The sequence below is a fragment of the Sphingomonas phoenicis genome (genome assembly GCF_047238005.1).
Taxonomy (GTDB): domain Bacteria; phylum Pseudomonadota; class Alphaproteobacteria; order Sphingomonadales; family Sphingomonadaceae; genus Sphingomonas.
Window position 1 is genome coordinate 2,013,623 of the sequence record NZ_JBDFMC010000002.1, and the last position, 26,720, is coordinate 2,040,342.

At 68.8% G+C, this 26,720-nt stretch carries 24 protein-coding genes; 7 read left to right on the forward strand and 17 right to left on the reverse strand.

The features are described from left to right. Positions 1–71 precede the first annotated feature (71 nt). The 5 genes from cysN to ABC319_RS10825 form a co-directional block, all read right to left on the reverse strand. Positions 72–1,967: a sulfate adenylyltransferase subunit CysN gene (gene cysN, locus ABC319_RS10805; protein WP_413070223.1), complete on the reverse strand. Its 1,896-nt coding sequence runs from the start codon at positions 1,965–1,967 to the stop codon at positions 72–74. A gap of 136 nt (positions 1,968–2,103) precedes the next feature. Continuing rightward, positions 2,104–3,006 (reverse strand): sulfate adenylyltransferase subunit CysD, encoded by a 903-nt coding sequence (cysD, locus tag ABC319_RS10810; protein WP_413070224.1) that lies wholly within the window; start codon positions 3,004–3,006, stop codon positions 2,104–2,106. Beyond that, positions 3,003–3,821, reverse strand: coding sequence for a 3'(2'),5'-bisphosphate nucleotidase CysQ (gene cysQ, locus ABC319_RS10815; protein ID WP_413070225.1), 819 nt, complete (start codon positions 3,819–3,821; stop codon positions 3,003–3,005). The genes cysD and cysQ overlap by 4 nt, the downstream gene beginning before the upstream one ends. 116 nt (positions 3,822–3,937) lie before the next feature. After that, positions 3,938–4,366: a nucleoside deaminase gene (locus tag ABC319_RS10820; protein ID WP_413071681.1), complete on the reverse strand. Its 429-nt coding sequence runs from the start codon at positions 4,364–4,366 to the stop codon at positions 3,938–3,940. A 58-nt stretch (positions 4,367–4,424) separates the two neighbouring features. After that, positions 4,425–4,643, reverse strand: coding sequence for a hypothetical protein (locus ABC319_RS10825; protein ID WP_413070226.1), 219 nt, complete (start codon positions 4,641–4,643; stop codon positions 4,425–4,427). 153 nt (positions 4,644–4,796) lie between these two features. On the opposite strand from ABC319_RS10825, the gene rpmB reads away from it, so the two are divergent. Next, a complete protein-coding gene (gene rpmB, locus ABC319_RS10830) occupies positions 4,797–5,096 on the forward strand; it encodes a 50S ribosomal protein L28 (RefSeq protein WP_413070227.1) in 300 nt (99 codons plus the stop codon). A 69-nt stretch (positions 5,097–5,165) separates the two neighbouring features. On the opposite strand, the gene ABC319_RS10835 is transcribed toward rpmB, so the two are convergent. Then, entirely contained in the window at positions 5,166–6,137 is a 972-nt protein-coding gene (locus ABC319_RS10835) for an esterase-like activity of phytase family protein (RefSeq protein ID WP_413070228.1), read from the reverse strand. Positions 6,138–6,283: 146 nt separating this feature from the next. Here ABC319_RS10835 and ABC319_RS10840 point away from each other — a divergent pair, with 146 nt between their 5' ends. The 3 genes from ABC319_RS10840 to ABC319_RS10850 all read left to right on the forward strand — a co-directional run bounded on the left by ABC319_RS10840 (position 6,284) and on the right by ABC319_RS10850 (position 11,197). Further along, positions 6,284–6,619, forward strand: coding sequence for a glycine zipper 2TM domain-containing protein (locus ABC319_RS10840; RefSeq protein ID WP_413070229.1), 336 nt, complete (start codon positions 6,284–6,286; stop codon positions 6,617–6,619). 206 nt (positions 6,620–6,825) lie between these two features. Next, entirely contained in the window at positions 6,826–9,591 is a 2,766-nt protein-coding gene (gene polA / locus ABC319_RS10845; protein WP_413070230.1) for a DNA polymerase I, read from the forward strand. A gap of 91 nt (positions 9,592–9,682) precedes the next feature. Continuing rightward, positions 9,683–11,197, forward strand: a complete 1,515-nt coding sequence (locus ABC319_RS10850; RefSeq protein ID WP_413070231.1) for a lipopolysaccharide biosynthesis protein — start codon at positions 9,683–9,685, stop codon at positions 11,195–11,197. 49 nt (positions 11,198–11,246) lie between these two features. Here ABC319_RS10850 and purH read toward each other — a convergent pair whose 3' ends face one another. The 9 genes from purH to ABC319_RS10895 all read right to left on the reverse strand — a co-directional run bounded on the left by purH (position 11,247) and on the right by ABC319_RS10895 (position 20,955). Next, positions 11,247–12,818 carry a bifunctional phosphoribosylaminoimidazolecarboxamide formyltransferase/IMP cyclohydrolase gene (gene purH / locus ABC319_RS10855; RefSeq protein ID WP_413070232.1) on the reverse strand — a complete coding sequence of 524 codons (1,572 nt, stop codon included), beginning with the start codon at positions 12,816–12,818 and terminating at the stop codon, positions 11,247–11,249. A 19-nt stretch (positions 12,819–12,837) separates the two neighbouring features. Further along, positions 12,838–14,577 (reverse strand): heparinase II/III family protein, encoded by a 1,740-nt coding sequence (locus ABC319_RS10860; RefSeq protein WP_413070233.1) that lies wholly within the window; start codon positions 14,575–14,577, stop codon positions 12,838–12,840. A 9-nt stretch (positions 14,578–14,586) separates the two neighbouring features. Further along, positions 14,587–15,246 carry a ribulose-phosphate 3-epimerase gene (rpe, locus tag ABC319_RS10865; protein WP_413070234.1) on the reverse strand — a complete coding sequence of 220 codons (660 nt, stop codon included), beginning with the start codon at positions 15,244–15,246 and terminating at the stop codon, positions 14,587–14,589. A 198-nt stretch (positions 15,247–15,444) separates the two neighbouring features. Continuing rightward, positions 15,445–16,422 (reverse strand): SDR family oxidoreductase, encoded by a 978-nt coding sequence (locus ABC319_RS10870; RefSeq protein ID WP_413070235.1) that lies wholly within the window; start codon positions 16,420–16,422, stop codon positions 15,445–15,447. A gap of 103 nt (positions 16,423–16,525) precedes the next feature. Next, on the reverse strand, positions 16,526–17,320 hold the full coding sequence (locus ABC319_RS10875; protein WP_413070236.1) for a MetQ/NlpA family ABC transporter substrate-binding protein: 795 nt from the start codon (positions 17,318–17,320) through the stop codon (positions 16,526–16,528). 14 nt (positions 17,321–17,334) lie between these two features. Then, the gene (locus ABC319_RS10880) at positions 17,335–17,997 is read right to left on the reverse strand and encodes a methionine ABC transporter permease (RefSeq protein ID WP_413070237.1); all 663 of its coding nucleotides are present in this window, start codon (positions 17,995–17,997) and stop codon (positions 17,335–17,337) included. Next, on the reverse strand, positions 17,994–18,971 hold the full coding sequence (locus ABC319_RS10885) for a methionine ABC transporter ATP-binding protein (RefSeq protein WP_413070238.1): 978 nt from the start codon (positions 18,969–18,971) through the stop codon (positions 17,994–17,996). The genes ABC319_RS10880 and ABC319_RS10885 overlap by 4 nt, the downstream gene beginning before the upstream one ends. After that, on the reverse strand, positions 18,968–19,981 hold the full coding sequence (locus tag ABC319_RS10890; protein WP_413070239.1) for an LLM class flavin-dependent oxidoreductase: 1,014 nt from the start codon (positions 19,979–19,981) through the stop codon (positions 18,968–18,970). The genes ABC319_RS10885 and ABC319_RS10890 overlap by 4 nt, the downstream gene beginning before the upstream one ends. Next, on the reverse strand, positions 19,978–20,955 hold the full coding sequence (locus tag ABC319_RS10895; protein ID WP_413070240.1) for an ATP-grasp domain-containing protein: 978 nt from the start codon (positions 20,953–20,955) through the stop codon (positions 19,978–19,980). Before ABC319_RS10895 ends, ABC319_RS10890 begins: the two co-directional genes overlap by 4 nt. A gap of 106 nt (positions 20,956–21,061) precedes the next feature. Between ABC319_RS10895 and ABC319_RS10900 the strand changes: the two genes are divergently transcribed. From ABC319_RS10900 to ABC319_RS10910, 3 genes are all read left to right on the forward strand, one after another. Continuing rightward, the gene (locus ABC319_RS10900) at positions 21,062–21,649 is read left to right on the forward strand and encodes an SRPBCC family protein (protein WP_413070241.1); all 588 of its coding nucleotides are present in this window, start codon (positions 21,062–21,064) and stop codon (positions 21,647–21,649) included. After that, complete coding sequence (locus tag ABC319_RS10905; protein WP_413070242.1) at positions 21,646–22,836, forward strand: zinc-dependent alcohol dehydrogenase; 1,191 nt, start codon at positions 21,646–21,648, stop codon at positions 22,834–22,836. Before ABC319_RS10900 ends, ABC319_RS10905 begins: the two co-directional genes overlap by 4 nt. A 227-nt stretch (positions 22,837–23,063) precedes the next feature. Continuing rightward, positions 23,064–23,849: an SDR family NAD(P)-dependent oxidoreductase gene (locus tag ABC319_RS10910; RefSeq protein ID WP_413070243.1), complete on the forward strand. Its 786-nt coding sequence runs from the start codon at positions 23,064–23,066 to the stop codon at positions 23,847–23,849. A gap of 546 nt (positions 23,850–24,395) precedes the next feature. Here the strand turns inward: ABC319_RS10910 and ABC319_RS10915 are convergent. Together ABC319_RS10915 and ABC319_RS10920 are read right to left on the reverse strand one after the other, a co-directional pair. Next, a complete protein-coding gene (locus ABC319_RS10915) occupies positions 24,396–26,012 on the reverse strand; it encodes a sensor histidine kinase (RefSeq protein WP_413070244.1) in 1,617 nt (538 codons plus the stop codon). Then, positions 26,009–26,677 (reverse strand): response regulator, encoded by a 669-nt coding sequence (locus ABC319_RS10920; protein ID WP_413070245.1) that lies wholly within the window; start codon positions 26,675–26,677, stop codon positions 26,009–26,011. Before ABC319_RS10920 ends, ABC319_RS10915 begins: the two co-directional genes overlap by 4 nt. Positions 26,678–26,720 lie beyond the last annotated feature (43 nt).

Here is a 26,720-nt window from a genome sequence, read left to right on the forward strand (position 1 = left end):
GCTTCTTCTTCCAAGTGCGGGGCAAGGCAGCGGGACCCCGGCTCAAGGCCGGGGTGCGGACGCGGGAGAGGTCAGCCGATCAGATGCTTTACGATCGTCTCCGCCGCGTCGTCGGCGCTCATCACGATGGTGTCGATGCGGATCTCGGGATCCACGGGCGCCTCGTAGGGGCTGTCGATGCCGGTGAAGTTCTTCAGCTGGCCGCTGCGCGCCTTGGCATAGAGGCCCTTCACGTCGCGTGCCTCCGCCTCGGCAAGGGGGGTGTCGATATGGATCTCGACGAACTCGCCCGGCGCCATCATCGCGCGGACCATCTCGCGCTCGGCGCGAAAGGGCGAGATGAAGGCGGTGACGACGATCAGCCCGGCATCGGTCATCAGCCTGGCGACCTCGCCCACGCGGCGGATATTCTCGATCCGGTCGGCATCGGTGAAGCCCAGGTCGCGGTTCAGGCCATGGCGGACATTGTCGCCGTCGAGCAGGAAGGTGTGGCGGTTCATCCGCGCCAGCTTCTTCTCGACGAGGTTGGCGATCGTCGACTTGCCCGCGCCCGACAGCCCGGTCAGCCACAGCACCGCCGGCCGCTGGTTCTTGAGCGCGGCGTGGTGCGATCGGTCGATATCGGTCGGCTGCCAATGGACGTTCTGCGCGCGGCGCAGGCTGAAATGCAGCATGCCGCCCGCGACGGTCGCGTTGGTCATCTTGTCGATCAGGATGAACCCGCCCAGCTCGCGATCCTCGGCATAGGGGCGGAAGACGATCGGCCGGTCGGTCGCGAGCGACGCGACACCGATCGCGTTCAGGTCGAGCGTCTTGGCGGCAAGATGCTCCATCGTGTTGACGTTGACGACGTATTTGGGCGGCTGCACCGTCGCCGACACGGTCTGCGTGCCCAGTTTCAGCCAATAGGCCCGGCCCGGCAGCATCGGCTCGTCCGCCATCCAGACGATCGTCGCTTCGAACTGGTCGGCGACCGACGGCGGATCGCCGGCGGCGGCGATCACGTCGCCGCGCGAGCAGTCGACCTCGTCGGCCAGCGTCAGCGTCACCGACTGGCCCGCCACCGCGCGCGGCAGATCGCCGTCGAAGGTGACGATCCGCGCGACCGTGCTGGTCCGCCCGGACGGCAGGATGCGCACCGGATCGCCGGGCGCCACGCTGCCCGTCGCGATCAGCCCGGCGAACCCGCGAAAGTCCAGGTCGGGGCGATTGACCCACTGCACCGGCATCTCGAACGGGCGCGCCTGCGCCGCCGTCTGATCGACCTCGACCGTCTCCAGATGATCGATCAGGGTCGGGCCGTCATACCAGGGCATCGCCGCCGAGGCGGATGCGACATTGTCGCCCCGGAAACCCGAGATCGGAATGGCGACGAAGGCATCGATCCCGATCGACGTGGCGAAGTTTCGGTAATCCGTGACGATCGCATCGAAGGTCGCCCGGTCGTAGCCGACCAGATCCATCTTGTTCACCGCCAGCACGATGTGACGGATGCCGACCAGCTGCGCGAGGTAGCTGTGCCGTCGCGTCTGGGTCAGCACGCCCTTGCGCGCGTCGATCAAGATCACGGCCAGATCGGCGGTCGACGCACCAGTGACCATGTTGCGCGTGTACTGCTCGTGCCCCGGCGTGTCGGCGACGATGAACTTGCGCCGCTCAGTCGCGAAGAAGCGATAGGCGACGTCGATCGTAATGCCCTGCTCGCGCTCGGCGGCGAGGCCGTCGACCAGCAGCGCGAAGTCGATCTCCTGCCCTTGCGTGCCGACCCGCTTCGAATCGGCGTGGAGTGCGGCCAGCTGATCCTCGAAGATCATCTTCGAATCGTACAGCAGCCGCCCGATCAGCGTCGACTTGCCGTCGTCCACCGACCCGCAGGTAATGAAGCGCAGCAGCGTCTTGCGGCGGTGCCCGTCGAGATAGGAATCGATGTCGGCCGCGATGAGGGCGTCGGGGGTGTAGGAGGTCATGCCGCTCGCCCGTCCATGCCGCCATCCCCGCGCGGGCGGGAAGCCAGTTGCGCCGACGATGCAGCCGAACTCGCCACGGTAGCGGTTATGGATTCCCGCCTGCGCGGGAATGACGGAGAGGTCACATGCGCGCGCATCAGAAATACCCCTCCTGCTTCTTCTTCTCCATGCCCGCGCCGCCCTCGTCCTTGTCGATCGCGCGGCCCTGGCGTTCGGAGGTGGTGGTCAGCAGCATCTCCTGGATCACGGTGCCCAGATCGGCCGCCTCGCTTTCGACCGCGCCGGTCAGCGGGTAGCAGCCGAGGGTACGAAAGCGGATCGACCGCTCGACCGGCACCTCGCCGGGGCGCAGCGGAAACCGGTCGTCGTCTACCATCAGGATCAGCCCGTCGCGTTCCACCGTCGGGCGCGGGGCGGCGAAGTAGAGCGGCACGATCGGGATCTTCTCGATCTGGATGTACTGCCAGATGTCCAGTTCGGTCCAGTTGCTGATCGGGAAGACGCGGATGCTCTCTCCCTTCGCCTTGCGGGCATTGTAGAGGTGCCACAGTTCGGGGCGCTGGTTCTTCGGGTCCCAGCGATGGCTTGCCGAGCGGAACGAGAACACGCGCTCCTTGGCGCGCGCCTTCTCCTCGTCGCGCCGCGCGCCGCCGAACGCGACGTCGAAGCCGTATTTGTCCAGCGCCTGCTTCAGCCCCTCGGTCTTCCACAGGTCGGTGTGGAGTGCGCCGTGGTCGAAAGGGTTGATGCCCCGCGCCTCGGCATCGGGGTTGCGGTGGACCAGCAGTTCCATCCCCGATTCGGCCGCCATCCGGTCGCGCAGGTCGTACATCGCCCTGAACTTCCACGTCGTGTCGACGTGCAGCAGCGGGAAGGGCGGCGGCGCGGGGTAGAAGGCCTTGCGCGCCAGGTGCAGCATCACTGCCGAATCCTTGCCGACCGAATACAGCATCACCGGCCGCTCCGCCTCCGCCGCCACTTCGCGCAGGATATGGATCGATTCGGCTTCCAGCCGCTGCAGATGGGTTAGGTCGGTCACGGTGCCTTGTCCACGAACGGCCTGAGCGGCAGCGGGTCGTGCCCGCCGCTGGCGACGAAGCCGGGATTGAAATAGCGGTCCTTGCGATAAGTCAGCGGCCGGCCGTCGAGGCACAGCGTGCGCCCGCCCGCGGCCCGCAGGATCGCGTCGCCCGCGGCGGTGTCCCACTCCATCGTCGGGCCGGGGCGAGGATAGACGTCGGCCTCGCCGGCCGCGATCAGCGCGAATTTCAGGCTGGAGCCGACCGACACGCGCTGGCCGCAGCCGGTGGCCGCCAGCCACGCCTCGGTCGCGGGCGTGCAGTGCGAACGGGAGGCGACCGCCACCGGCGCACCGTGGCAGTCGCGCACCTTCAACGGCGACCGCGCGCCGACGCGGCCGTCGGCGACGTCCGCCTGCCACGCGCCGCGTCCCACCTCCCCGCACCAAAGGCGGCCGCGCGCGGGGGCATAGACGATGCCCGCGACCGGAGCGTCGCCATCGATCAGCGCGACGTTGACGGTGAAATCGGTGCCGCCGCCGACATATTCCTTCGTGCCGTCCAGCGGATCGACCAGGAAGAACCAGCGCCCGACCGCATCGGGCAGGCGCCCGGCGGACGCCTCCTCCTCGGCCACCACCGGGATCGCCGGACAGCGTTCCGCCAGCGCGGCGAGCAGGATCGCCTCCGCCTCGCGGTCGGCGATCGTCACCGGCGAGGCATCGGCCTTGTGATCCGCGACGACGCCGGCGGCGCGGTGCAGCATCGTCCGCTCACCGGCGGCGAGCACGGGATCGATCATGCGTTCGATGTCGAAGCCGGTGGCCTCGGCCATGTCGGATGTCCTGCGGCAAAGGGAAACTACGACGCGGCAGATAGCGACGCCGGCGGCCGATTACGCGCTCGACTTCGTTGCGGGCGCCCAAGCAGGGCTTGCGTCCGGGCGGGAGATCAGCGGCGGGACGCGAAGAAGCCGCGCAGCAGGGCCGATGCCTCACCCTCGCCGATCGCCGGATACACCTCCGGACGGTGATGGCAGGTCGGCTGCGCGAAGACCCGGGCGCCGTGCTCCACCGCCCCGCCCTTGGGATCGCTGGCGCCGTAGAACAGCCGCCGGATGCGCGCATGCGCGATCGCCCCCGCACACATCGCGCAGGGTTCGAGGGTGACGTAGAGGTCGCAGTCGTCGAGCCGCTCGACCCCGAGCGCCGCGGCGGCGGCTCGAATCGCGAGCATCTCCGCATGCGCGGTCGGATCGCACAGCCTGCGGGGGGCATTGGCCCTGACCGCGACCACCCGGCCGTCCCGCACGACCGCGGCACCCACCGGCACCTCGCCATCGCGTCCGGCGATGGCAGCGGCGTCGAGCGCCTGGCGCATGGGCAAGGGGAGCGGGATCACCGCGCCGCCCTGCCCCCCGCCCGGCGTCAGGTAAAGCTCAGTTCGGCGCCTGGGTGTTGGCCGGGCGCTCGACCTGCAGCGTCGGCACCGCGACCGTCTTGTTCTCCGTCCCGACCGAGACGCGGGCAACGTCCGCCTCGAACTTGGGGGCCTGGACGACGCCGGGGCGGGTCTGGTCGATCGACAGGAAACCGAAATGCATCGCCGCCGCGGCGACGAGGACGACCAAGGCCAGGATGACCAGAAGCGCGCGCATGTCCGTTCCTCTTTATTGTTGCCGAAGCGATTCGATGCCGTAACAACGCCGATCCCTGCCAGCCGTTGCATGCGCTTTCGGTTGACGCCTCCGCCCCCATTGTTTAAGCGCGCGGCCTTTCCGGGCATCCGCCTGAAACCAGGATAGTCGAACATGTCGCGTATTTGCGAGCTGACCGGCAAGGGCCGGCAGGTGGGTAACAACGTTTCCCACGCCAACAACAAGACCAAGCGCACGTTTCTGCCCAACCTGCAGAACGTGACCCTGCTGTCCGACGCGCTGGAGACCGGCGTGCGCCTGCGCGTGTCGACCCACGGGCTGCGTTCGGTCGAGCACAATGGCGGGCTGGACAACTGGCTGGCCAAGACCAGCGACGACAAGCTGTCGCTGCGCTGCCGCCGCCTGAAGCGCGACATCATGAAGAAGCGCACCGCCGCCGCCCCCGCGGCGTAAGCAGCGCGACGAACCGGGTTTTCCGAACCCCCGCCGGTCAGCGATCGGCGGGGGTTTCGTCGTATCCGGTCATCCGTCCAGCCGGAACTTCAGCAGCAGCGTGCGCTGGATCGGCAGCCAGTTGTCGTCGGACACCAGCCACAGGATGGTCGCATCGCCTTCCCGCACGGCGGCCACCCCCTCGACATTGTCGTGGACCAGCGGGGCGGCCAGGGTCGCGATCTCTCTGCCGCGCACGCTCGCGCCGGGGCGCAGCGCCGCCCGCTCGACGATCATCAGCCTCGCCGACCAGGCGAACGGCAGCGCCAGTCGCCGCTCCACCACCAGCAGCCGACCGTCGGGCAATTCGGTGAGGTCTGCGGGATCGTAGCCGGGCGTCGGGTAATAGGTGAAGCGGAACGCCGGCGCCGACAGCATGGTCGGATCGCCGGGCCAGACCAGTCCGACGCGCGCGTGCTCACCGTAAGGGGGTGATTCGCCGATCGCCACGAACCGGCCATCGGCAAGCCGCGCAAGCGATTCGGCACCGCCGTTCGACCGCCAGCCCGCCATCGCCGCGGGAGCGACCATGCGGGTGCCGGCGGCCCCGTAGCGCCAGATCTGGTTGACGCTCTCGAACCCGACCCAGACGGTTCCCGTTCGCGGATCGCGCGCGAGCGACTCGGCATCGCGGTCGCGCTTCTCCCAGCCGGTGCGCGGGCCCGTGGGAAGTTCGCCGAACCGGATTTCGCTCGCGCGCCAGTCCGCCCCGAGGCGAAAGCGCACGATTTGCCCGCCGTCGCTGAGCAGCAGGAACAGGTCGCCCTCGACCGCGAGCGCGGAGAAGCTGCCGAAGGCGCGGTCACGGCTGGTGAGCTCGGCCCCGCCCAGAAAGGTCAGCGCGCCCACCCGGTCGCGGGCGGGATCCGCGGGATCGAGCGCGACCGGCGTCACAGTCATGTCCGGCGCACCGAGCAGCGGCCGCCGCTGCTCGCCCGACCAGCCGGTGCCGATCAGCAGGGGAAGCAGCACTGCGGAAAGAAGGGCGAACCGGCGCGTCACGCGCCCCTCATAGAGGGGGTCGCGGCGGCGAGAAGGCTGAACCGGCGATAACAGCCACATTCAGGCTCGGCTCAACGCGAATCGGCGAGAAGCATGTCATCGACGACGGGTTCTCCCCGCCGCCGAATAGGATCGGGAGACCTATCATGATCAAGAAGTTTTCGCTCGCCGCCGCCGTCCTCGCCATGAGCGCCTCCACCCTGGTGCCGGTGAGTGCCGCCGACGCGCAGCGCCGCCACTATCGCGGCGACCGGTACGAGCAGCGCTATGACCGGTACGAGCGGCGCAACTATCGCGACGCCTGCCGCCGCAAGGGCGTGGGCAGCACCGGCACCGTGGTCGGCGCGATCGCCGGTGGCCTGCTGGGCCGCACGATCGACACCCGCGGCGACCGCACGATGGGCACGCTGCTCGGCGCCGGTGCCGGCGCACTGGCCGGCCGCGCCGTCGAGCGGGGCGAGCGCCCCGGCTATTGCCGCTGATCCCTCACGAGTTTTCGAGTTCCCTCGCGTAGCGTATCGAGGGCGGAGGGCCGGTGCCGAAAGGTGCCGGCCCTCTTGTTGTGTGGGTGGCCGCGACCGCAGCGGATTGCGTCATGACGGCGCGAAAGCGACTATATCCGACAGCGCGCGCTTGCCGAAAAGCGGGGGATGATTGCGCCCGCGTAAACCGCTACATCGCGGGCACGATGCCCCATCTCTATCTCGTCGACGGCTCCGGCTATATCTTTCGGGCGTATCATCGCCTGCCGCCGCTCACCAACAAGCATGGCGAGCCGGTGGGCGCCGTGTACGGCTATACGTCGATGCTGTGGAAGCTGGTCGACGAGCTGCACGCGGCGGAGGGGCCGACGCACATGGCCGTCATCCTCGACAAATCGTCAAAGACGTTCCGCAACGAGCTGTACGACCAGTACAAGGCGCACCGCCCGCCCCCGCCCGAGGATCTGGTCCCGCAGTTCCCGATGATCCGCGACGCCACCCGCGCCTTCTCGCTGCCCTGCATCGAGACCGAGGGGCTGGAGGCGGACGACATCATCGCCTGCTATGCCAAGGCGGCACTGGCGCAAGGGTGGCAGGTCACGATCGTGTCGAGCGACAAGGACCTGATGCAGCTGATCGAGCCGGGGCTCGACCTGTACGACACGATGAACAACCGGCGGCTGGGCGCGGAGCATGTCGCCGAGAAGTTCTTCGGCATCGCGCCGTCGCAGCTGGGCGACGTGCTGGCGCTGATGGGCGACAGCGTCGACAACGTCCCCGGCGTGCCCGGCGTCGGCCCGAAGACCGCGGCGAAGCTGATCCTGGAACATGGCGACCTGACGTCCGTCCTCGCGGCGGCGGAGGGGATGAAGAAGGGCAAGCTGCGCGACAACCTGATCGAGCATGCCGACATGGCGCGGCTCAGCCGCGAGCTGGTCGACTTGCGCTGTGACGTGGCCCTGCCCGAGCCGCTCGACGATCTGGAGCTGAAGGGCATCCCCGATGCGCCGCTGCGCGCCTTTCTGGAGCATCACGGCTTCCGTTCGCTCCTGGCCAAGCTGGGGCAGGTCGCCGACGCGCCGGTCGCCGTCCCCGCGACCGGCACGGCCGAGGTGCCGATGGAGGAGGACCCGCCCTGCGACCTCGACAATTACGAGACGGTGCAGGACCTCGACGCGCTGGACCGCTGGATCACGATCGCGCGGCACCAGGGCTGGATCGCGATCGATACCGAGACCAGCTCGACCGACGCGACCCAGGCGGAGCTGGTCGGCGTGTCGCTGGCGCTGCACCCCAATCTGGCATGCTACATCCCGCTGGGTCATGGCGGCACCGATCTGCTGGCCGAGGTGCCGGTGCAGATCGATGTCGACGCGGCGCTTTCACGGCTGAAAGACCTGTTCGAGGATCCGGCGGTCCTGAAGATCGGTCACAACCTGAAGTTCGACATGATCGTGCTGGGCGAGCGCGGGATCGACGTGGCGCCGCATGACGACACGATCGTGATGAGCTTCGACCTGGACGCCGGGCTGCACGGCCACGGCATGGACGAACTCGCCGCTACCCACCTCTCGCACAGCTGCATCGCGTTCAAGGACGTCGTGGGCACCGGCAAGACGCAGCGCGGCTTCCACGAGATCGACCTGAAGGCCGCGACCCGCTACGCCGCCGAGGACGCGGACGTGACCTATCGTCTGTGGAAGCGGTTCAGGGCACGGTTGCCGGCGGAGCAGGCGACGCGCGTCTACGAGATGGTCGACCGGCCGCTGGTACCGGTGATCGCGCGGATGGAGCGGCACGGCATCAAGGTCGATCGCGAGCGGCTGGCGGCGCTGTCGGCCGAGTTCGCCGGCCAGATCGCCGAGCGGGAGGCGGAGGTGCACGCGCTCGCCGGCACGCCCTTCACCATCGGCAGCCCCAAGCAGCTGGGCGACATCCTGTTCGAGCGGATGGGCCTGAAGGGCGGGCGCAAGGGCAAGTCCGGCGTCTATTCGACCGACGTGACCGAACTGGAGCGGCTGGCCCGCGACAAGGGGCCGGGCAGCGAGATCGTGCGCAAGGTGCTCGACTGGCGCCAGCTGACCAAGCTGAAGAACACCTATACCGACGCGCTGCAGGCGCAGATCAATCCGAAGACCGGGCGCGTCCATACCAGCTACTCGCTGACCGGCGCGCAGACCGGGCGGTTGTCGTCGACCGAGCCGAACCTTCAGAACATCCCGATCCGCACCGAGGTGGGCCGCCAGATCCGCGAGGCGTTCGTGGCGGAGCCGGGCAACGTGCTGCTCGCGGCCGACTATTCGCAGATCGAGCTGCGGCTGGCGGCGCACATGGCCGACGTGCCGGCGTTGCGCGACGCCTTCGCGAACGGTGACGACATCCACAGCCTGACCGCGACCGAGTTGTTCGGCGAGGTGAACCGCGACACGCGCGCGCGCGCCAAGACGATCAACTTCGCCATCCTGTACGGCATCAGCCGCTGGGGCCTGGCCGGACGGCTGGAGGTGTCGGCGGACGAGGCGCAGGCGATGATCGACCGCTATTTCGAGCGGTTCCCCGGCATCAACCGCTACATGGCCGAGACGCTGGAGGCGGTGCGCGATCAGGGCTTCACCACCACGCTGTTCGGCCGCAAGACCTGGTTCTCGCGGATCAAGTCGAAGAACCAGGGCGAGCGCCAGGGTGCCGAGCGCGCGGCGATCAACGCACCGATCCAGGGCACAAGTGCCGATATCATCAAACGCGCCATGGTGCGGATGGAACCGGCCCTCGCCGCGGCCGGGCTGAGCCATGTCCGCATGCTGCTGCAGGTTCACGACGAACTGGTGTTCGAATTGCCCGAGGGCGATGTCGAGGCGGCCGGCGCGGTGATCCGCGGCGTGATGGAAACGGCGGCGGAACCGGCGGTGAAGCTGTCGGTGCCGCTGGGCGTGGAGATCGGAACCGGGTTGAGCTGGGGCGCCGCGCACTAGTGCGCAACGTCAGCTGCCTTCTCTCCCGTCGCCACCCGGCCTCCACCGGGACGGCGGAGGGTCTTCGATCGAGCTTGGCGTCGATCCCCCGATGACCGACACCAAGGACATCGACGCGCTCGCCAAGGGAGGCCGGACGAACATCGCCGGCTTCATCCTGCGGCTGGCGGCGCGGATCCCGTTCCTGTTCATCGCGGGCCGCGCCTATGGCCCGGATTTGGTCGGACGCTTCGCGATCGCCGTCGTGGTGGTCGAACTGGCCGCGCTGCTTGCCACGCTGGGGCTGAAGCGGGGGCTGGCGCAGGCGCTGTCGGAAACCGACCGACCGCACGTCCATGTGGTGTGGGACGCGATGGCGATGGCGCTGATCGTGTCGCTGGTCGCCAGCGCGGTGCTCTGCACCTTTCCGCAGATCATGTACCCCAATTCGCCGATCACCGGGCTGGACCGCTGGCTGCCGCTGATCGTCGTCGCCATCGCCTGGTCCGACGTCAGCCTGGCGGCGCTCGCCTATCGCCTGAACGTGAAGGCGGCGGTGACGGCGCGGGCGGTGGTGGAACCGTGGACGATCTCGGTCGCCGCCTGGGCATTCTCGTTCTTCACGATCCGCGACGGACTCGTCCTGTCCTACGTCGCGTCGATGACGGCGGCGCTGATCGCCAGCATCGTGCCGTTCCTGCGCAGTTACGGCCTGCCGCACGGCTGGTCGCCACACCTGGGCGTGCTGTGGCGGATGGCGCGGGCGAATGCGCCGCTGGCCGGGGCGGACGCGCTGGAATGGGGCAGCCGCAACGTCGACCGTTTCATCCTGGGCCTGCTGTTCACGCCCGGTATCGTCGGCATCTACTACATGGCGCAGCAGGTATCGTCCCTGCCGCAGAAGCTGAAGACCAGTTTCGATCCCGTACTGGGTCCGGTCATCACCCATGCGCTGGCGCGCGACGACCGGGCGGCGGTGGCGCAGCAGGTGCGTCAGGTCGCGTTCTGGATCATGGCAGCGCAGGGGCTGCTCGCGCTGATGGGCGCCATCCCCGGCGAGGCGGTGATGGGCATCGTCGGACCGCAGTTCGTCGCGGGCACCGCTGCGCTGGCCTTCCTGCTGGCGGGCGAGGTGCTCGCCTCGACCGGCGCGGTGTGCGAATCGGCGCTGGTCTACACCGCGCCGCGCCGCAACCTGCTGATCTCGATGGCTATGCTGGCGTTCCAGATCGGGCTCAGCTTCGCGCTGGTGCTGGGCATGCGCGCGCTGGACTGGCCATTGACGTGGCAGGCGGCGGGGGTCGCGGTGGCGCTGGCGACCAGCCTGGGGCTGACATCGGTCATCAAGGCGAAGCTGCTCCACCGCCTGCTGAAGGCGCCGGTGTCGCCGTTCCGCTGGCCGCTGGTGTGGGCGGCGCTGGCCGCGATCGTCGTCGGAGGCGCGTTCACCGCGCTGCCCAAGCGATACGAATGGGCCGAGCTGCTGATCGGCGAGCCGGCGATCGCCGCGACCTATCTGTTCATCCTCTGGCGCTGGGCGTTCGGCGCGGCCGACCGCGCGCTGTTCGGCAGCGTGCCGAAGACGCAGGATGCGACGTTGCCGAACGTCGGGTCGCCGGTGCGATAGCGCCCCCATCCGCGCCATGCCGGCGCAGGCCGGCGCGGCGCCTCGGTCGTCAGTGGCGGAAGTGGCGCATGCCGGTGAACACCATCGCCAACCCGGCCGCGTCGGCGGCGGCGATCACCTCGTCGTCGCGGATCGAGCCGCCGGGCTGGATCACCGCCGTCGCCCCCGCCTCCACCGCGGCCAGCAGGCCATCGGCGAACGGGAAGAACGCATCTGATGCCACCGCGCAGCCGATCGTACGGGGTTCGGCCCAGCCGGCCTTGTCGGCGGCATCCTTCGCCTTCCACGCCGCGATCCGGGCCGATTCCAGCCGGTTCATCTGCCCCGCGCCGATCCCGGCGGTGCTGCCGTCCTTCGCATAGACGATCGCATTCGACTTGACGTGCTTGGCGACCGTCCATGCGAAGCGACAATCGGCCAGCTCGCGGTCTGTCGGCTGGCGCTTCGTCACCACCTTCATCATCGCATCGGTCAGCTGGCCATTGTCGCGTGACTGGATCAGATAACCGCCGACGATCTCCTTGCCCAGCTCCCCTTCACGCGCCGGATCGGGCAGTCCCTCCGTCAACAGCAGGCGCAGATTCTTCTTCGCCGCGAAGATCGCCAGCGCCTCTTCGTCCGCACCGGGAGCGACCACCACTTCGGTGAAGATGCCGGTGATCGCCCGTGCGGTGGCGGCGTCGATTGCCCGATTGAGCGCGATGATCCCGCCAAACGCCGACACCGTGTCGCACGCAAATGCCGCATCATAGGCGCCGGCGAGCGTCGCCGCCGTGGCGACGCCACACGGGTTGGCATGCTTGACGATGACGACGGTCGGATCGGCATCGCGGAATTCCGCGACAAGTTCCAGCGCCGCATCGGCATCGTTGTAGTTGTTGTAGCTCAGCGCCTTGCCCTGCACCTGTCGCGCCTGCGGAAGGCCCGCGGGCACATCCCAGTTTCTCGACGACAGCACGCGTGCACTCTGGTGCGGGTTCTCGCCGTACCGCAGTTCGACGACGTCGGGCATGTCCGGGTTCGGCTCGCCCGCCTGCTCGACGAACCAGCCGGCGATCGCGCTATCGTACATCGCGGTGTGCATATACGCCTTGCCCGCCAGCCGGCGCCGCGTCGCCATCGCCGTGCCGCCGTCCTGCGCCAGCTCGTCCAGCACCACGGCGTAGTCGGCCGGGTCGGTGACGATCGCGACCCAGGCGTGGTTCTTCGCCGAGGAGCGCACCATGGCCGGTCCGCCTATGTCGATATTCTCGATCACCGTGTCGGCGTCGGCGCCGCTTTCGACGGTTTTCACGAACGGATAGAGGTTCACCACCACCAGATCGATCGCGCCGATCCCGTGTTCCTCCATCGATGCGACATGGCCGGGATCGTCGCGCACCGCCAGCAGGCCGCCATGGACGGTCGGGTGCAGCGTCTTGACGCGGCCGTCCATCATCTCGGGAAAGCCGGTCAGCTCGGCGACGTCCTTCACGGCCAGCCCGGCGTCGCGCAGCGCCTTCGCGGTGCCGCCGGTGGAGACCAGCTCCACGCCGTGCCGGCTGAGCGCGGTGGCGAGGTCGACGATGCCGGTCTTGTCCGACACGGACAGGAGCGCGCGCTTTACGGTGACGATATCCATGGCCCGGCCCTGTGGCCCGTCAGAGCGCCCGCTTCAAGGCCCAGCTGACGCTGGCGCCGCCGGCGGGCGCCATCCCGGCGACGACCAGCTGTGCGATCTGCTGGGGACGACCGTCGCCGTCGATCCACAGGCTCTCCTCGATCGACAGCGCCCCGCCGCGGCAGCGGAACTGCCACAGGGCGCCGCCCGGCAGGCGAAGCAACGCCGCCTGTCCGTCGGCGGTGGGTGACGCCTGCACCCCCACGCCCAGATGGAACCTGACCGCGAACGGCGTCTGCCCGCCACGGCCGAAGCGGCGACCGGCAGGCAGCAGCGCATCCTCGCCGCGCAGCTCGCGCCCGTCGCCGGTCAGCATCAGCTGGCGGCGATGGGTGAACCCCCAGCGCCGGGCATAGCCGTCGTGGCTGGCCTCTATCCGGCTGGCCGCGTCCGATTCCTGCCGCGACAGCTCGACTGCCGACACCCCGCGCCCCAGCATCCCGTCGCCATGGATCGCGGTCGAGTTGCTGTCGCCGACGACCAGCGTCGAATGCGCCGCCGTGGTCCGCAGACCGTCGAGCAGCGCGCCCGGCAGCGTCGCCGCCGCCTCACGCGCGCCGCCGCAGCCGACGACCAGTCGCTGCTCGCCATCAGAGAATTCGAACGCCAGCGTCGACGCGCAGCCGCCCTCCACCAGCCGGGCGATGGGCGGGGGCGCGGCGTCGACGATCACCACCGCGCTGCCCGCGGCCAGGCGCTGGTACCCCCATTCACGCGACTGGCGGAGCGGCCGGGTGCGCACCCCGCTGGCCGCGATCACCGCCGCCACCTGCTCGGGCGTCGACGGCCCCGCCCCCTGCCAGCTGGCGAGCGCGCGGTCGCCATGCATCACGCCCAGCAGCGCGGGCACCATCCGCGACAGCGCCGCGCTGGCCAGGTCGGGCATCGCCATCCGGCGCGCGGCGTAGCAGGCGCGCAGGCAGGACAGCAGGACGATGGTGTCCATCAGCATCGCCGGGCTGCGCGACACCGATCCGCCATCCTCGAACAGCCCGCCCGCGATCGCGCGCGCCAGCCCCGCCTCGCCAAAGGCACGTCGCGGATCGCCGCCGGGGATCAGCAGCCCCGCCGCGACGATCCCGCACCACGCGGCGATCCGCGGCGCGCCCGGTGCCGCCTTGTCCGCGCCCCGATCCAGATGCCGCGCGCCGCGGGCCAGCGTGTTCAGCACCCGCGAGCGATAGATCAGGTCGGTCGACGACAGGATCAGCGGCGCATGCGCCACGCACGCCAGGATGCGCCGACCCCACAGGTCGGGAGCCCAGGCGACGCCGTCGACCCGCTCGGCATGGGTGGCCAGCCAGCGGGCCATCAATGCCTCGGCCCGCGGCGCCGCCTGCGCCCGCGTCGCCACCGTCGACAGGTCGCGCAACCAGTCGAACCCGTGCAGGTAGCGCGAGAAGGCGGGGCTCCAGTCCGGCCGGGTCAGGTCGAGCGAGTGGAGCGGCCGAACCTCACCGCGAAATTGCAGCTGCCCGGCCATGAAGGCCTTGCCGCGCGTCACGTCGCCCAGCATCGGATCGTCGGGCACCGCGATCAGCTTCAGCGGATAGCGCCCCTTCAGCCGCATCGCGTGCAGGGGCGTGCGCCAGGTCAGTCGATAGAGCCGCTCCGACAGCCGTTCGGCGAGCGACAATCCCTTGTCGCCCCCGACGCGTACCAGCCGCTTGCCCTCGTCGATCCCGTCGGCGCCGGGAAGGATCGCGCCCTCGTCCCTCATCCGCCCCCGTCAGTCACCGCGCAGCGCCGCGATGTTGGCGGCATAGCAGGCGGGACCGCCGCGGAACGCCGCGGTGCCCGCGACCAGCGCATCGGCCCCGGCCTCGACGCAACGGCGGGCATGAACCGGATCGACGCCGCCATCCACCTCCAGGTCGATCGTGCGGCCGCTCTGGTCGATCATCTTGCGGATCGCCGCGATCTTCTTCAGCTGGCTGTCGATGAAGTGCTGCCCGCCGAAGCCGGGATTGACGCTCATCACCAGCACCAGATCGACCATGTCGATCAGGTAATCGAGCATCTTGGCCGGGGTGGCGGGGTTCAGCACGACCCCTGCGCGCTTGCCCAGCCCCTTGATGTGCTGGACCGTCCGATGCACGTGGGGCCCCGCCTCCGGATGGACGGTGATGCAGTCGGCGCCCGCCTCGGCAAAGGCATCCAGATACGCGTCGACCGGCGAAATCATCAGATGGACGTCGAACGGCTTGGCGGTGTGCGGGCGCAGCGCCTTCACCACTGCCGGGCCGATGGTGATGTTAGGCACGAAATGCCCGTCCATCACGTCAATATGGATCCAGTCCGCCCCCGCCGCATCGATCGCACGCACTTCCTCGCCCAGCCGGGCGAAGTCGGCGGAAAGGATCGAGGGTGCGATACGAACGGGCTGCATAGTCCGTCATTAACAGCGAAGATGAACGCGGCAAGATGGGCGTTCACCATAATTGTTCGCACGCCGAACAGAGCGCGAACACTGCCCGGATATTGACGCCTCCTCCACCCCACCTGCCTTCGCCAGTGCGGACGGAGAACAGAGGCGGCAATACGCTAAGCCATTGCCGGAGCTGACCGAGGCCCGGCAAGTTGCGGCCTAGATCGCGCCGGTGCCGCCATTGGCGCCGAACGCGCTGCCGGTGGTGAAGCTGTTGCCGCCCTCCGCCAGCGCCACATACAGTCCGGCGAGCTCAGCCGGCTGACCCGCACGGCCAAGGGGCGTATCCTGCCCGAACTTGCCGAGATCGCCGGGCAATTGCCCGCCGGCGACCTGCAGCGGCGTCCAGATCGGACCGGGCGCCACCATGTTCACACGAATACCCTGCTTGCCGAGCTGCTTCGCCAGCCCCTTGGTGAAGATCAGGATGCCGCCCTTCGTGGTCGCATAGTCGAGCAACTCCTCGCCCGGATCCACCGAGTTGACCGAACCGGTGTTGATAATCGCCGCGCCCGGCTTCATCAGCGGGATCGCCGCTTTCGTCAGCCAGAACATGGCGTAGAGGTTGGTCTTCAACGTGCGATCAAACTGTTCAAAGCTGATGTCGGCGATCGACTTCTTCGACTGCTGGTAGGCGGCATTGTTGACGAGAATGTCGAGGCCGCCCAGCTGCCTGGCGGCCTTGCCTGCCAGGCCGGTGGTGAAGCTCTGCTCGGTCAGGTCGCCGGGCAGCAGCACCAGCCTGCGTCCTTCCGCCTTCAGCAGGCGGGCGAGGTCCTGCGCATCGGGCTCCTCAGTCGGGTAATAGTTGATCGCGACGTCTGCTCCCTCGCGCGCGAAAGCGATCGCAGCGGCGCGGCCGATGCCGGAGTCGCCGCCGGTGACGAGCGCCTTGCGCCCCTGCAACCGGCCGGAGCCGCGATAGCTCGCCTCGCCGCAATCGGGCACCGGCTTCATCGCGCGCTGCAAGGCGGGCCATTTCTGCGGCTGCTCGGCGAACGGCTCGCGCGTGTATTTGCTCTGTGGATCCACCGGCGGGGCCGGCGGCGTCTGGGCGAGGGCGGGTGCGGCACCGGCCGCGAGGCCGGCGACGGCCGTACCCTTCAGGATGTCGCGGCGGCTGGTCTGGTCGGTCATGGCAATGCTCCCGTGTCGCAGCCAAGCGCACGGCGAGCCGAAAATGTTTCAGGCGATCAGAAGGGTTTGCGATCTGTGTTGCCGTGCTCCCTTCTGCCGATTTTCAGAACGCGGGCACGACCGCGCCACGGTATTTGCGTTCGATGAACGCACGGGTCCCGGGGCTGCGCAGTGCCGCGATCAGCTTCTGGACGCGGGGGTCAGTGCGCGCGCTTTCCGGCCCGACAAGGAAATTGACATAGGGACTGTCCTTGCCCTCGATCAGCAGGGCGTCGCGGGTCGGGTCCAGCCCGGCGTCGAGCGCGTAGTTGGTGTTGATGAGGGCAAGGTCCGCCTCTCCCATCACGCGCGGCAGGGTGGCGGCCTCCAGTTCGCGGAAGACCAGCTTTTTCGGATTCGCGACCACGTCCTTCGGCGTCGCGGAGGGATCGCGCGGATCGCGCAGCGTGATCACGCCATTCTTGGCGAGCAGCTGGAGCGCCCGGCCGCTGTTGCTCGGTTCGTTGGGGATGGCGACGGTGGCACCGACGGGCAGGTCGCCGATCGACTTCCACTTGCGCGAATAGGCGCCGAACGGCTCGACGTGCACGCCCGCCAGCGTGACCAGCTTCGTGCCCTTCGACTTGTTGAACTCGGCCAGATAGGGCTCGGTCTCGAAATAGTTCACGTCCATCCGCCCCTCGGCGACCTGGGTGTTGGGCTGCACATAGTCGTTGAAGACGCGGACCTCGAGGTTGACGCCCTGCTTCGCCAGCACCGGCTTCACCTGGTCGAGAATCTCGGCATGCGGGACGGCGGTGGCGGCGACGCGCAAGGTGTTGGGATCGCTCGCCGTCTTGCCGCCGCAGGCGGTCAGGGCGAGCGCGCCCAGTGCGACGAGCAGGAGGCGGCGATGCATGAAACGATCCTTCTTCAACGACGACTGAAGCGGCGGACTAGGCGGTCTCCCGCCATCTGCAGCAGTTGCACCAGAACGAGGAGCAGCGCGACGGTGACGAGCATGACGTCGGTCTGGAACCGCTGGTAGCCGAAGCGGATCGCGAGGTCGCCCAGCCCGCCGGCGCCGACCACGCCCGCCATCGCGGTGAACGACACCAGCGCGACCGCGGTGACGGTGGCGGCGGCGATGATGCCGGGCACCGCCTCCGGCAGCAACGCGCGCAGCACCAGATCGCGGGTGGTGGCGCCCATCGCCTGCACCGCCTCCACCGTGTTGCGATCCACCTCGCGCAAGCTGGTCTCGACGAGGCGCGCGAAGAACGGCGCGGCGCCGACGACCAGCGGCGGGATCGCACCGGCGACGCCGAGCGAGGTGCCGACCAGCAGGACGGTCAGCGGGATCATGACGATCAGCAGGATGATGAACGGGACGGATCGCAACAGGTTGACAATCAACGCCAGCGCACCGTTGCCGAGGCGGCTCGCCCAGACCTGCCCCGGCCCGGTCAGGAACAGCGCAACCCCCAGTGGCAGGCCGACGGCGATCGTCAAAGCCAGCGATCCGAACAACATGGCGAGCGTATCGCGCGTCGCCAGCGCGATCTCCGCCCAATCGACGTTCGCGAACCCGGTCATGCCGACAGCCTTGCGACATCGCCGTGGCGGCGGAGCGCGGCCAGCGTCTGCTCGGTATCGCCGCCGCTGAGACCGAGCGTCAGCTGGCCGAAGCTCTGGTCCTTCAGCCGGCCGATCCGGCCGTCGAGGATCGCGAAATCGGTCCCGGTTTCCCGGGCGATACGGGTCAGCACCGGCTCCCAGATCGCCTGCCCCTGCAGGGTCAAACGGATGACGGGACCGGGAAAGGGCGCTGCGTCGGCATCCTCCTGCCCCTCGGCCAGCAGCGCGCGGGTCTCCACTGATCGAGGGCGCAGGAACAGGTCGGCGACGGTGCCGCTTTCGGCTACACGGCCGGCGTGGAGCACCGCGACCCGGTCGCAGGTCTGGCGCACCACCTCCATCTCATGGGTGATCAGGACGATCGTCAGCCCGAGCTCGCGATTCAAATCCGCCAGCAAAGTCAGGATGCTGCGGGTGGTTTCGGGGTCGAGCGCGCTGGTCGCCTCGTCGCAGAGCAGGATGTCGGGCGCGGTGGCGAGCGCACGGGCGATGCCGACGCGCTGCTTCTGCCCGCCCGACAGCTGCGCCGGATATTTGCCGCCCTGATCGGCGAGTCCGACGCGGGCGAGGAGATCGGCGACGCGGGCTGCGATGGCGGTACGATCCTCGCCGGCGATGCGGAGCGGCAGGGCGACATTGTCGCCAACGGTACGCGACGAGAGCAGGCCGAAGTTCTGGAATATCATGCCGATACGACGGCGCAGCGTGCGCAGCGGCCGACCCGACAGGCCCGCAACATCGATGCCGTCGATCGACACCGTTCCCTCGCTCGGCCGCTCCAGTCCGTTCAGCAGGCGGACCAGGGTCGATTTGCCGGCGCCCGAGCGACCGATGATGCCGAACACCTCGCCACGCGCGACGGCCAGGTCGACGCCGGCGAGCGCGGCGTGGCCGTTCGCGAACCGCTTGTGGACGCCCCGCATCTCGATCATCCGGCGATCACCTGCGCCGCGAACCGCTCCATCTCCTCTGCCTGGGGGCTCATCTGGAGGAGGAGGAGGTCGAGACCGGCGGCCTCATATTCGGCGATACGCTCCTTCAGCTGCTCGGGCGTGCCGACCAGATTGGGTCGCAAGCCACGGTTCGAGACCGAATATTCCTGGATCTTCAACTCGCGTTCCAGCTGGGTGCCGGACAGCCACTGGTCGAAATTGGCGTAACCGGCGGGCAATTCCTGCACGTCGGTGATGCGGGCCAGTTCGCGTTTCGCCTCCGCCTCGCTGTCGCGGACGATGGCGTAGGCGGCCATGCCGAAGGTCATCGGCGTTCCGCCGGTCGCGGCGCGGCGGGCGCGCATGTCGGCGATCTTGGGCGCGATCGCCGCCACCGGATCGCCGTGCATGACATAGGCGTCGCAGCGGCCCGCGATCATCGATTTGGCCGCCTCGCTCTCACCACCGGCATAAAGAACAGGCGAATGCAACGGCTTGGGCGAGCAGATCGCTGCGTCGGTGCGGTAGAAGCGACCGTCGAAATCGAACCGCTCCTCCCGCCACAAGCCCTTCACCACGTCGAGCCATTCGGACGTGCGGGCGTAGCGGTCGTCGTGCTGGTCGAATTGCAGGCCGTACTGGCGTGCCTCGTCCGCCCACCACGAGGAGACGACGTTGAGCGACAGGCGACCGCCCGAGATGCGGTCGATGTTCGCCGCGGCCTTCGCGAACAGGGCGGGCTGGTGGAAATTGGGGCGGACGGCGACCATCAGTTCCTGCGTAGTCGTCACCGCCGCGATCGCCGCTGCGGTCGACCAGGCATCGAGTGCGGGCTGCTCCACACCCTTGATATCGTTCAGGTTCAGCTCGGCGATCAGGGTAAGGTCGTACCCGATCCGCTCGGCGCGCACGGCCAGGTCGCGGGCATATTCCCAGCTCGCCTCCATCCCCTCGTCGGGGACGTTGCGCAGCCAGCCGCCGAAGACGGGCATCCAGTAACCGTACCTCATGCCCGCTGCTCCGCGATCACCATTTCCAGCCAGTCGACCAGCCGGTCGTGCGGATCCCAGCCCAGCACATCGAGCGGATCGGCAACGAAGTTCGACAAGGCATTGATATCGTAGAAGCGCGGCGTGCCGTCGCGGTCGTCCACCATCACCTCGATCCCGCCGACGTCGAGGTGCGCGGCCTGCGCGATCCGCTCCGCCGCGGCGATCAGCGCCGGATCGGGGCGGCGTTCCGTGATCTTTATCGAGGGTTTGCCGGGGGTTGCGAGGCACGCGTCGGCGGGGCAGAGGTCGAAACCGCCGCCACCATCGACGTCGATCGCGTAGAGGAACCTGCCGGCCAGCGTCTCGATCCGGGTGATCGCGCCACCGCGGACGGGGATATATTCCTGTATCAACAACACCTTGTCGATGCTGTCGGGGACCATGCCGTCGGCAACCGCGGCGGCGAGGGCGGCGGCGCTGTCGTAGCGGGCGATGCCGGCGCCGGAGCCGCCGATGTTCGCCTTGACGACGATCGGGAAGCGGAGCGTGGCAGCCGCCGCTGCGAGATCGGCCGCGCGGTGGACGACACGGGTGGCCGGTGTCGCCAGCCCCAAGCCTGCGATTACAGAGAGTTGCCGCGCCTTCGACGCGTCGAGGGCCAGCGCGGCGGCACCGTTCAGGACGCGGGCGCCGGCGGCGGACCAGTGCGCCATCAGTGCCTGCGCATAGAAGATCGGATGCTCCCGCTCCCGCAAAAAGCTGGACATTGCAATGCGGTTGAACACCACCGGGGCCGGCGGCGCGGGATCGGCGGGGTCGTAGGCGTGACCGTCTGCGGGGAGGGCGGCATAGGCGATGCCGCGCCGGTCCAGCGCCGCGAAGAGCGGGCGAAACCATTGGGTATGTTCGTAAATAACGGCGAGGTCGACCATCGGATCGCGATAGACCAAGTCGCCGGTCGCCAGCCAGGATTTTACCTTTAGCCGGCCCAAGCCAATCAACTGATCGAAGTTAAGCCACGGATTTCCTTAAATTTCCCGGCGGAACCGACAGCGTCGGCGCGCGGTTGGTGCCGCATTCCAGCATGAGGAGATGCCGATGCGCGACCTTGCAAACGGGCAGAGCGACGACGCGCCGCTCGAGACCTCGAAACGGCGGGAAGCGGCTGCCGAAGCCGCCGCGCAGATCACCGATGCGCAGGGCGATACCATCGTCAACTGTTCCTTGACCGTCAACAAGCCATTGACCGACGTCTATGCGTTCTTCCGCGACTTCGGAAACTGGCCGCAGTTCATGGAAAACGTCGTTCGGATCGACGTGGCCGATGCCACGCGATCGCACTGGGTGGTCAAGGCGCCCGGCGGCACCACGGTGGAATGGGATGCGCGGGTGACCGAGGAGGAACCCGGGCGGCTGATCGCGTGGAGCAGCGAGGAGGGCGCCGACGTGCCCAATTCGGGCCGGGTGACGTTCCGCGATGCCGGCCGGCGCGGCACGGTGGTGACCGCGACGATCCTGTACGATCCGCCGGGCGGCGTGATCGGCAAGGTGGTCGCCAAGATGTTCCAGCGCGAACCGGCGATCCAGGCGCGCCGCGACCTGCGCCGGTTCAAGCAGCTGATGGAGACGGGCGAGATCGCGACCCCCGCGATGAACCCGAAACAGTTCGAGGAGATGGGACTGTGAAAGCACTGGCCTGGCACGGCAAGCACGACGTGCGCATCGACACCGTCGACGATCCCGAGATCGTCAACCCGCGCGATGCGATCATCAAGGTGACGTCGACGGCGATCTGCGGATCGGACCTGCACCTGTACGACGGTTACATCCCGACGATGAAGTCGGGCGACATCCTGGGCCATGAATTCATGGGCGAGGTGGTCGAGACCGGACCGAAATCGACCCTGAAGAAGGGGCAGCGCGTCGTCGTGCCGTTCACGATCGCGTGCGGCAGCTGCTATCATTGCGGCAAGCACCAGTATTCGGCGTGCGACAACGGCCTGCCCGCGGACAATCAGGACATCGCGCAGACGCTGTACGGCCAGCCGATGTCGGGGCTGTTCGGATACAGCCACATGACCGGCGGCTATGCCGGCGGCCAGGCGGAATATGTCCGCGTGCCGTTCAGCGACGTCGGCCCGATCGTGATCCCCGACGGGGTCGAGGACGACAAGGTGCTGTTCCTGTCGGACATCCTGCCGACCGGATGGCAGGCGGCGGAATATGCGCAGATCGAGCCGGGCGACACGGTGGCGGTATGGGGCTGCGGCCCGGTGGGGCTGTTCGCGGTACAGTCGGCATTCCTGATGGGCGCCGAGCGGGTGATCGCGATCGACCATTTCCCGCACCGGCTGGAGCTGGCGAGGAAGTTCGGCGCGGAGACGATCAATTTCGAGGAATCGGCGACGTACGACGCGCTGATGACGATGACCGGCGGGATCGGCCCCGACGCGGTGATCGACGCGGTGGGACTGGAGGCGCACGGGCTGTTCGTCGACAATATCGTCGACCAGATCAAGGCATCGACGTTCCTGGGCACCGACCGGCCACATTCGATCCGGCAGGCGATCATCGCGTGCCGCAAGGGCGGGCGCGTGTCGATGCCGGCGGTCTATGGCGGCTTCGTCGACAAGTTTCCGCTGGGCGCCTTTATGGAGAAGGGCCTGACGCTGAAGACCGGGCAGACGCACGTCCAGCACTACATGCCCGCGCTGCTGAACGCGATCATGGAAGGCAAGATCGACACCGAGTTCCTGATCTCCCACCGGATGCCGCTGTCGGCGGCGCCGGAGGGGTACAAGATGTTCAAGGACCAGCAGAACGAGGTGACGAAGATCGTGCTGAAGCCGGGGATGGACCGGGTGGCGGCATAGCGTTCCGTCGTCACCGACGGAACGTCGGCGGTGGCGGACAGCATGTACCTCGACCGGCGGGATGGCGAGGACGCGGATCGGCAGCCCGGTCATCCGTCGTCATCCCCGCGCAGGCGGGGATCCATACACGCTGGCGTATCGGCTGGATGGGCAAGGACAGCGGCTCTGGATCCCCGCCTGCGCGGGGATGACGGGTCATTCGACAACATGCGGACAGGAGAGAAACAATGGCCGATAAATTCGCGATCGTCACCGGTGCGTCGACCGGTATCGGGTTCGAGCTGGCGTCGCTGGCGGCGCAGGACGGGTATGACGTGCTGGTCGTGGCGAACGAGCCGCTGATCGATGCGGCGGCGGCCGATTTCAGGCAGTTCGGGACGCAGGTCCAGTCGGTCGAGGCGGACCTGTCGACGCTGGAGGGAGTTGACGCATTGCTGGCCGCCGCGAACGGGCGGCCGATCGACGTGCTGTGCGCCAATGCCGGCAAGGGGCTGGGCCACGCGTTCCTCGACCAGCGGGTCGAGGACTGGCGGCACGTGATCGACACCAACATCACCGGCACGCTGTACCTGCTGCAAAAGGTGCTGAAGGGAATGGTGGCGCGCGGCGACGGCAAGGTGCTGGTGACCGGATCGATCGCGGGATACATCCCGGGGTCGTTCCAGGCGGTGTACAACTCGTCCAAGTCGTTCATCGATTATTTCACCGACGCGATCCGCAACGAGATCAAGGACGCCAAGGGCGTGACGATCACCACGCTGAAGCCGGGCCCCGTCGATACCGAGTTCTTCGCCAGCGCGGACATGCTCGACACCTCGGTCGGCCAGTCGGAATCGAAGAGCGATCCGGCCAAGGTGGCGAAGGATGGCTGGGATGCGATGAACAAGGGCGAGGCATCGATCTTTTCGGGGCTGAAGACCAAGATCCAGGGCGTGCTGGCCAATGTGACGCCGGCGGCGGTGCTGGCCGAGCAGCACCGCAGCATGGCGGAGCCGGGTTCGGGGAAGGATTGAGGGGTCGGGGCAGGGCGCGTCGCGTTGAGGTGACATCATCCAGCCCCTCCCCTTCAGGGGAGGGGTTGGGGTGGGGCCTGACCACGAACGCTGCGCCTGCGGAAGCGCCCCACCCCCAACCCCTCCCCTGAAGGGGAGGGGCTCAGTCGACCACGACGGGCTTCCTTGTACCGTCACGTTCGATCGACGATGGTCTTTCCAACCGGGCTCCGGCCTTCACTAGACCTCGCAGAAGCCCCTCGAAACTCGCTTTTATGCGTCATCCCGGCGCACGCCGGGACCATGGACACGCAACATCAACGGCCTGGACGCTCGTGGAGAGATGGGTCCCGGCGTACGCCGGGATAACGGGCGGGTTTTGCAGAAGTCTCGCCTTCGCCGGGGTGCTTCACTCCCGGTGAACCGCACTCTGGAGCCGCTGTCGATCAGCTTCATACAGTTGTCGTCCCGGACTTGATCCGGGATCCCGCTGGACGCGGGATAAGCGGGACCCCGGATCAAGTCCGGGGTGACGATGCTGTTGACGAGACCTGATCGAGATCCAGTCTATTCCCCCACCCCGGCAGGCAGGCGGATCGTGACGGTCAGGCCGCCCCCCTCCCCGCCCGCCATCGCCAGCGATCCGCCGTGCAGCTCGACCAGTTCGCGGGCGATCGGGATGCCGAAGCCGTGGCCGTCGCCGGCCTCGTCGAGGCGGCGGCCGGGGCGGACGGCGTCGGCGAGACGGTCGGCGGGGATGCCGGGTCCGTCGTCGGCGATGGCGATCGTCGCATCGCGGCCGGTGACCGTGGCGGTCAGGTCGACGCGGGTGCGGGCGTGGCGCCAGGCGTTGTCGAGCAGGTTGCCGAGCAGTTCCTCCAGATCCTGACGATCGCAGCGGACCGTCAGCGACGGCGGCACGGCGGGCGTGCAGGCGATGCCGCGATCGGCATGGATGCGCGACAGTGCGTCGGTAAGGTCGGCGACGACCGGCGCGAGCGCGACGGGGGGTGTCGCGAGATCGCCGATACTGGCGGCGCGCGCGCGGCCGAGATGGTGGCGGACCTGCCCCTCGATCCGGTCGACCTGCGCGGTGAGGATACCGGCGGGATCGTGCGCGGGCAGATCGAGGCGGAGCGCGGCGAGCGGGGTCTTCAGGCCATGGGCGAGGTTGGCGACATGGCCGCGCGCGCGCTCCAGCTGGGCGTGCTGGGCATCGATCAGCGCGTTGAGTTCGACGACCACCGGGCGCAGTTCGGTGGCGACGTCGAGGTTGATGCGGCGCCGGGTGCCGCCGCGCACCTCCGCCAGCATCAGCCGCAGCCGATCGAGCGGGCGGAGTCCGACGCGCAGCTGGACGATGGTGGCGACGGCGAGCAGCGCGCCGACGAGCGCGAGCATGACGACGAGCGGGGTCAGTGCCTGGCGCACCGGCTGGTCGATCATCCACCGCGGCACCGCGACCGCGACCAGCGCCGGTCCGGCATCGGTCGGCACCCGTTGCCAGCGGCCATGGACGCGGGTGCCATCGGCGAGGCGAGCATCGAAGGGCGTGGGTGCCAGGCCGGCGTCCGCGACCGGCGGCGGCGGCGGTGCCGCGGGGGGATCGTCGCGGCCCGGACCGCCATCCACGGTCCTGCCGGCAAGGGGCGGGAGCCGGGCAGGCGATGGCGGAGAGGGGCGTTCGGCCTCGTCGGGAGGGCCGAAACCGCCGGACCCCGGGCCGCGCCGCGAACGTGCGTCGTCACCGGGGGGGTATTCCAGCCCGGATGGACCGCGCGCCGGACGACCGTCGCGGTCCGGGTCGCGGCGATCGGGGTGATGGCGTCCGGCGGCGAGCGTCGCGACGGGGCCAAGCTGCTGGCCACCGGCGAAGCTGATGCCGGGATCGCCATCGGTCATGGTCGATCCGGCGGTACCGTGCGGCGCATCGATGCGCCACATCCCGTCGCGGGCGGCAATGGTGTCGAGGCGGTTCGCCAGCGCCGGGTCGATCGCGCCGGCGCGCGTCACCGCGGCGCTGAACACCGCCAGCCGGTCGTCGAGGCGGGTGTCGACGGTGCCGGTGACATAGCGTTCGAGGAGGCCGGCGATGCCCAGCCCGGCGACGACCAGCGCGGCGAGCGTCGTCGCCACCGCGATGACGAGCAGGCGACCGCGGATCGAGGCGGGCAGCACCCTCATGCCAGCGCGCCAGCGGTCAGGCGGTAGCCGCGGCCGCGCACCGTCTCGATCCGGTCGGCGCCGATCTTGCGGCGGAGGCGGCCGATGATGACCTCCAGCGAGTTCGAATCGACGTCGGCATCGCCCTCGTACACCCGTTCCAGCAGGTCGAGCCGCTCGACCACGATCTCCGCCCGGAGCATCAGGGCCGACAGGACGCGCCATTCGAACGCGGTGAGTTTCAGGGGCAGGCCGTCCTGCTCGAACTGGCCGGTCTGCGCATCGAAGCTGGTGGCGCCGCAGCGGATGACGCTGGCGGCGTGGCCGGCAGCGCGGCGGACGAGGGCACGCAGGCGCATGACCAGCTCCTCGACGCGGAACGGCTTGGTCAGGTAATCGTCGGCGCCGGCCTTGAACCCCTGTACCTTGTCCGACCACAGTTCGCGCGCGGTGAGGATCAGGACGGGCATGGTGCGGCCCTCGCGCCGCCATTCGGCCAGGATCGACAGGCCGTCGCGGGTGGGCAGGCCGAGGTCGAGGACGACGGCGTCGTAGGTTTCGGTCGCGCCGAGATGGCCGGCATCCTCGCCGTCGGTGGCGATGTCGACGGCGAAATGCTCGGCGCGGAGCGCGCGGGCGGTGGCGTCGCCGAGTGCGGGATCGTCCTCGACGAGCAGTACGCGCATGCTGTGGCCCTTCCTCCCTCGTCATCCCCGCGCAGACGGAGAT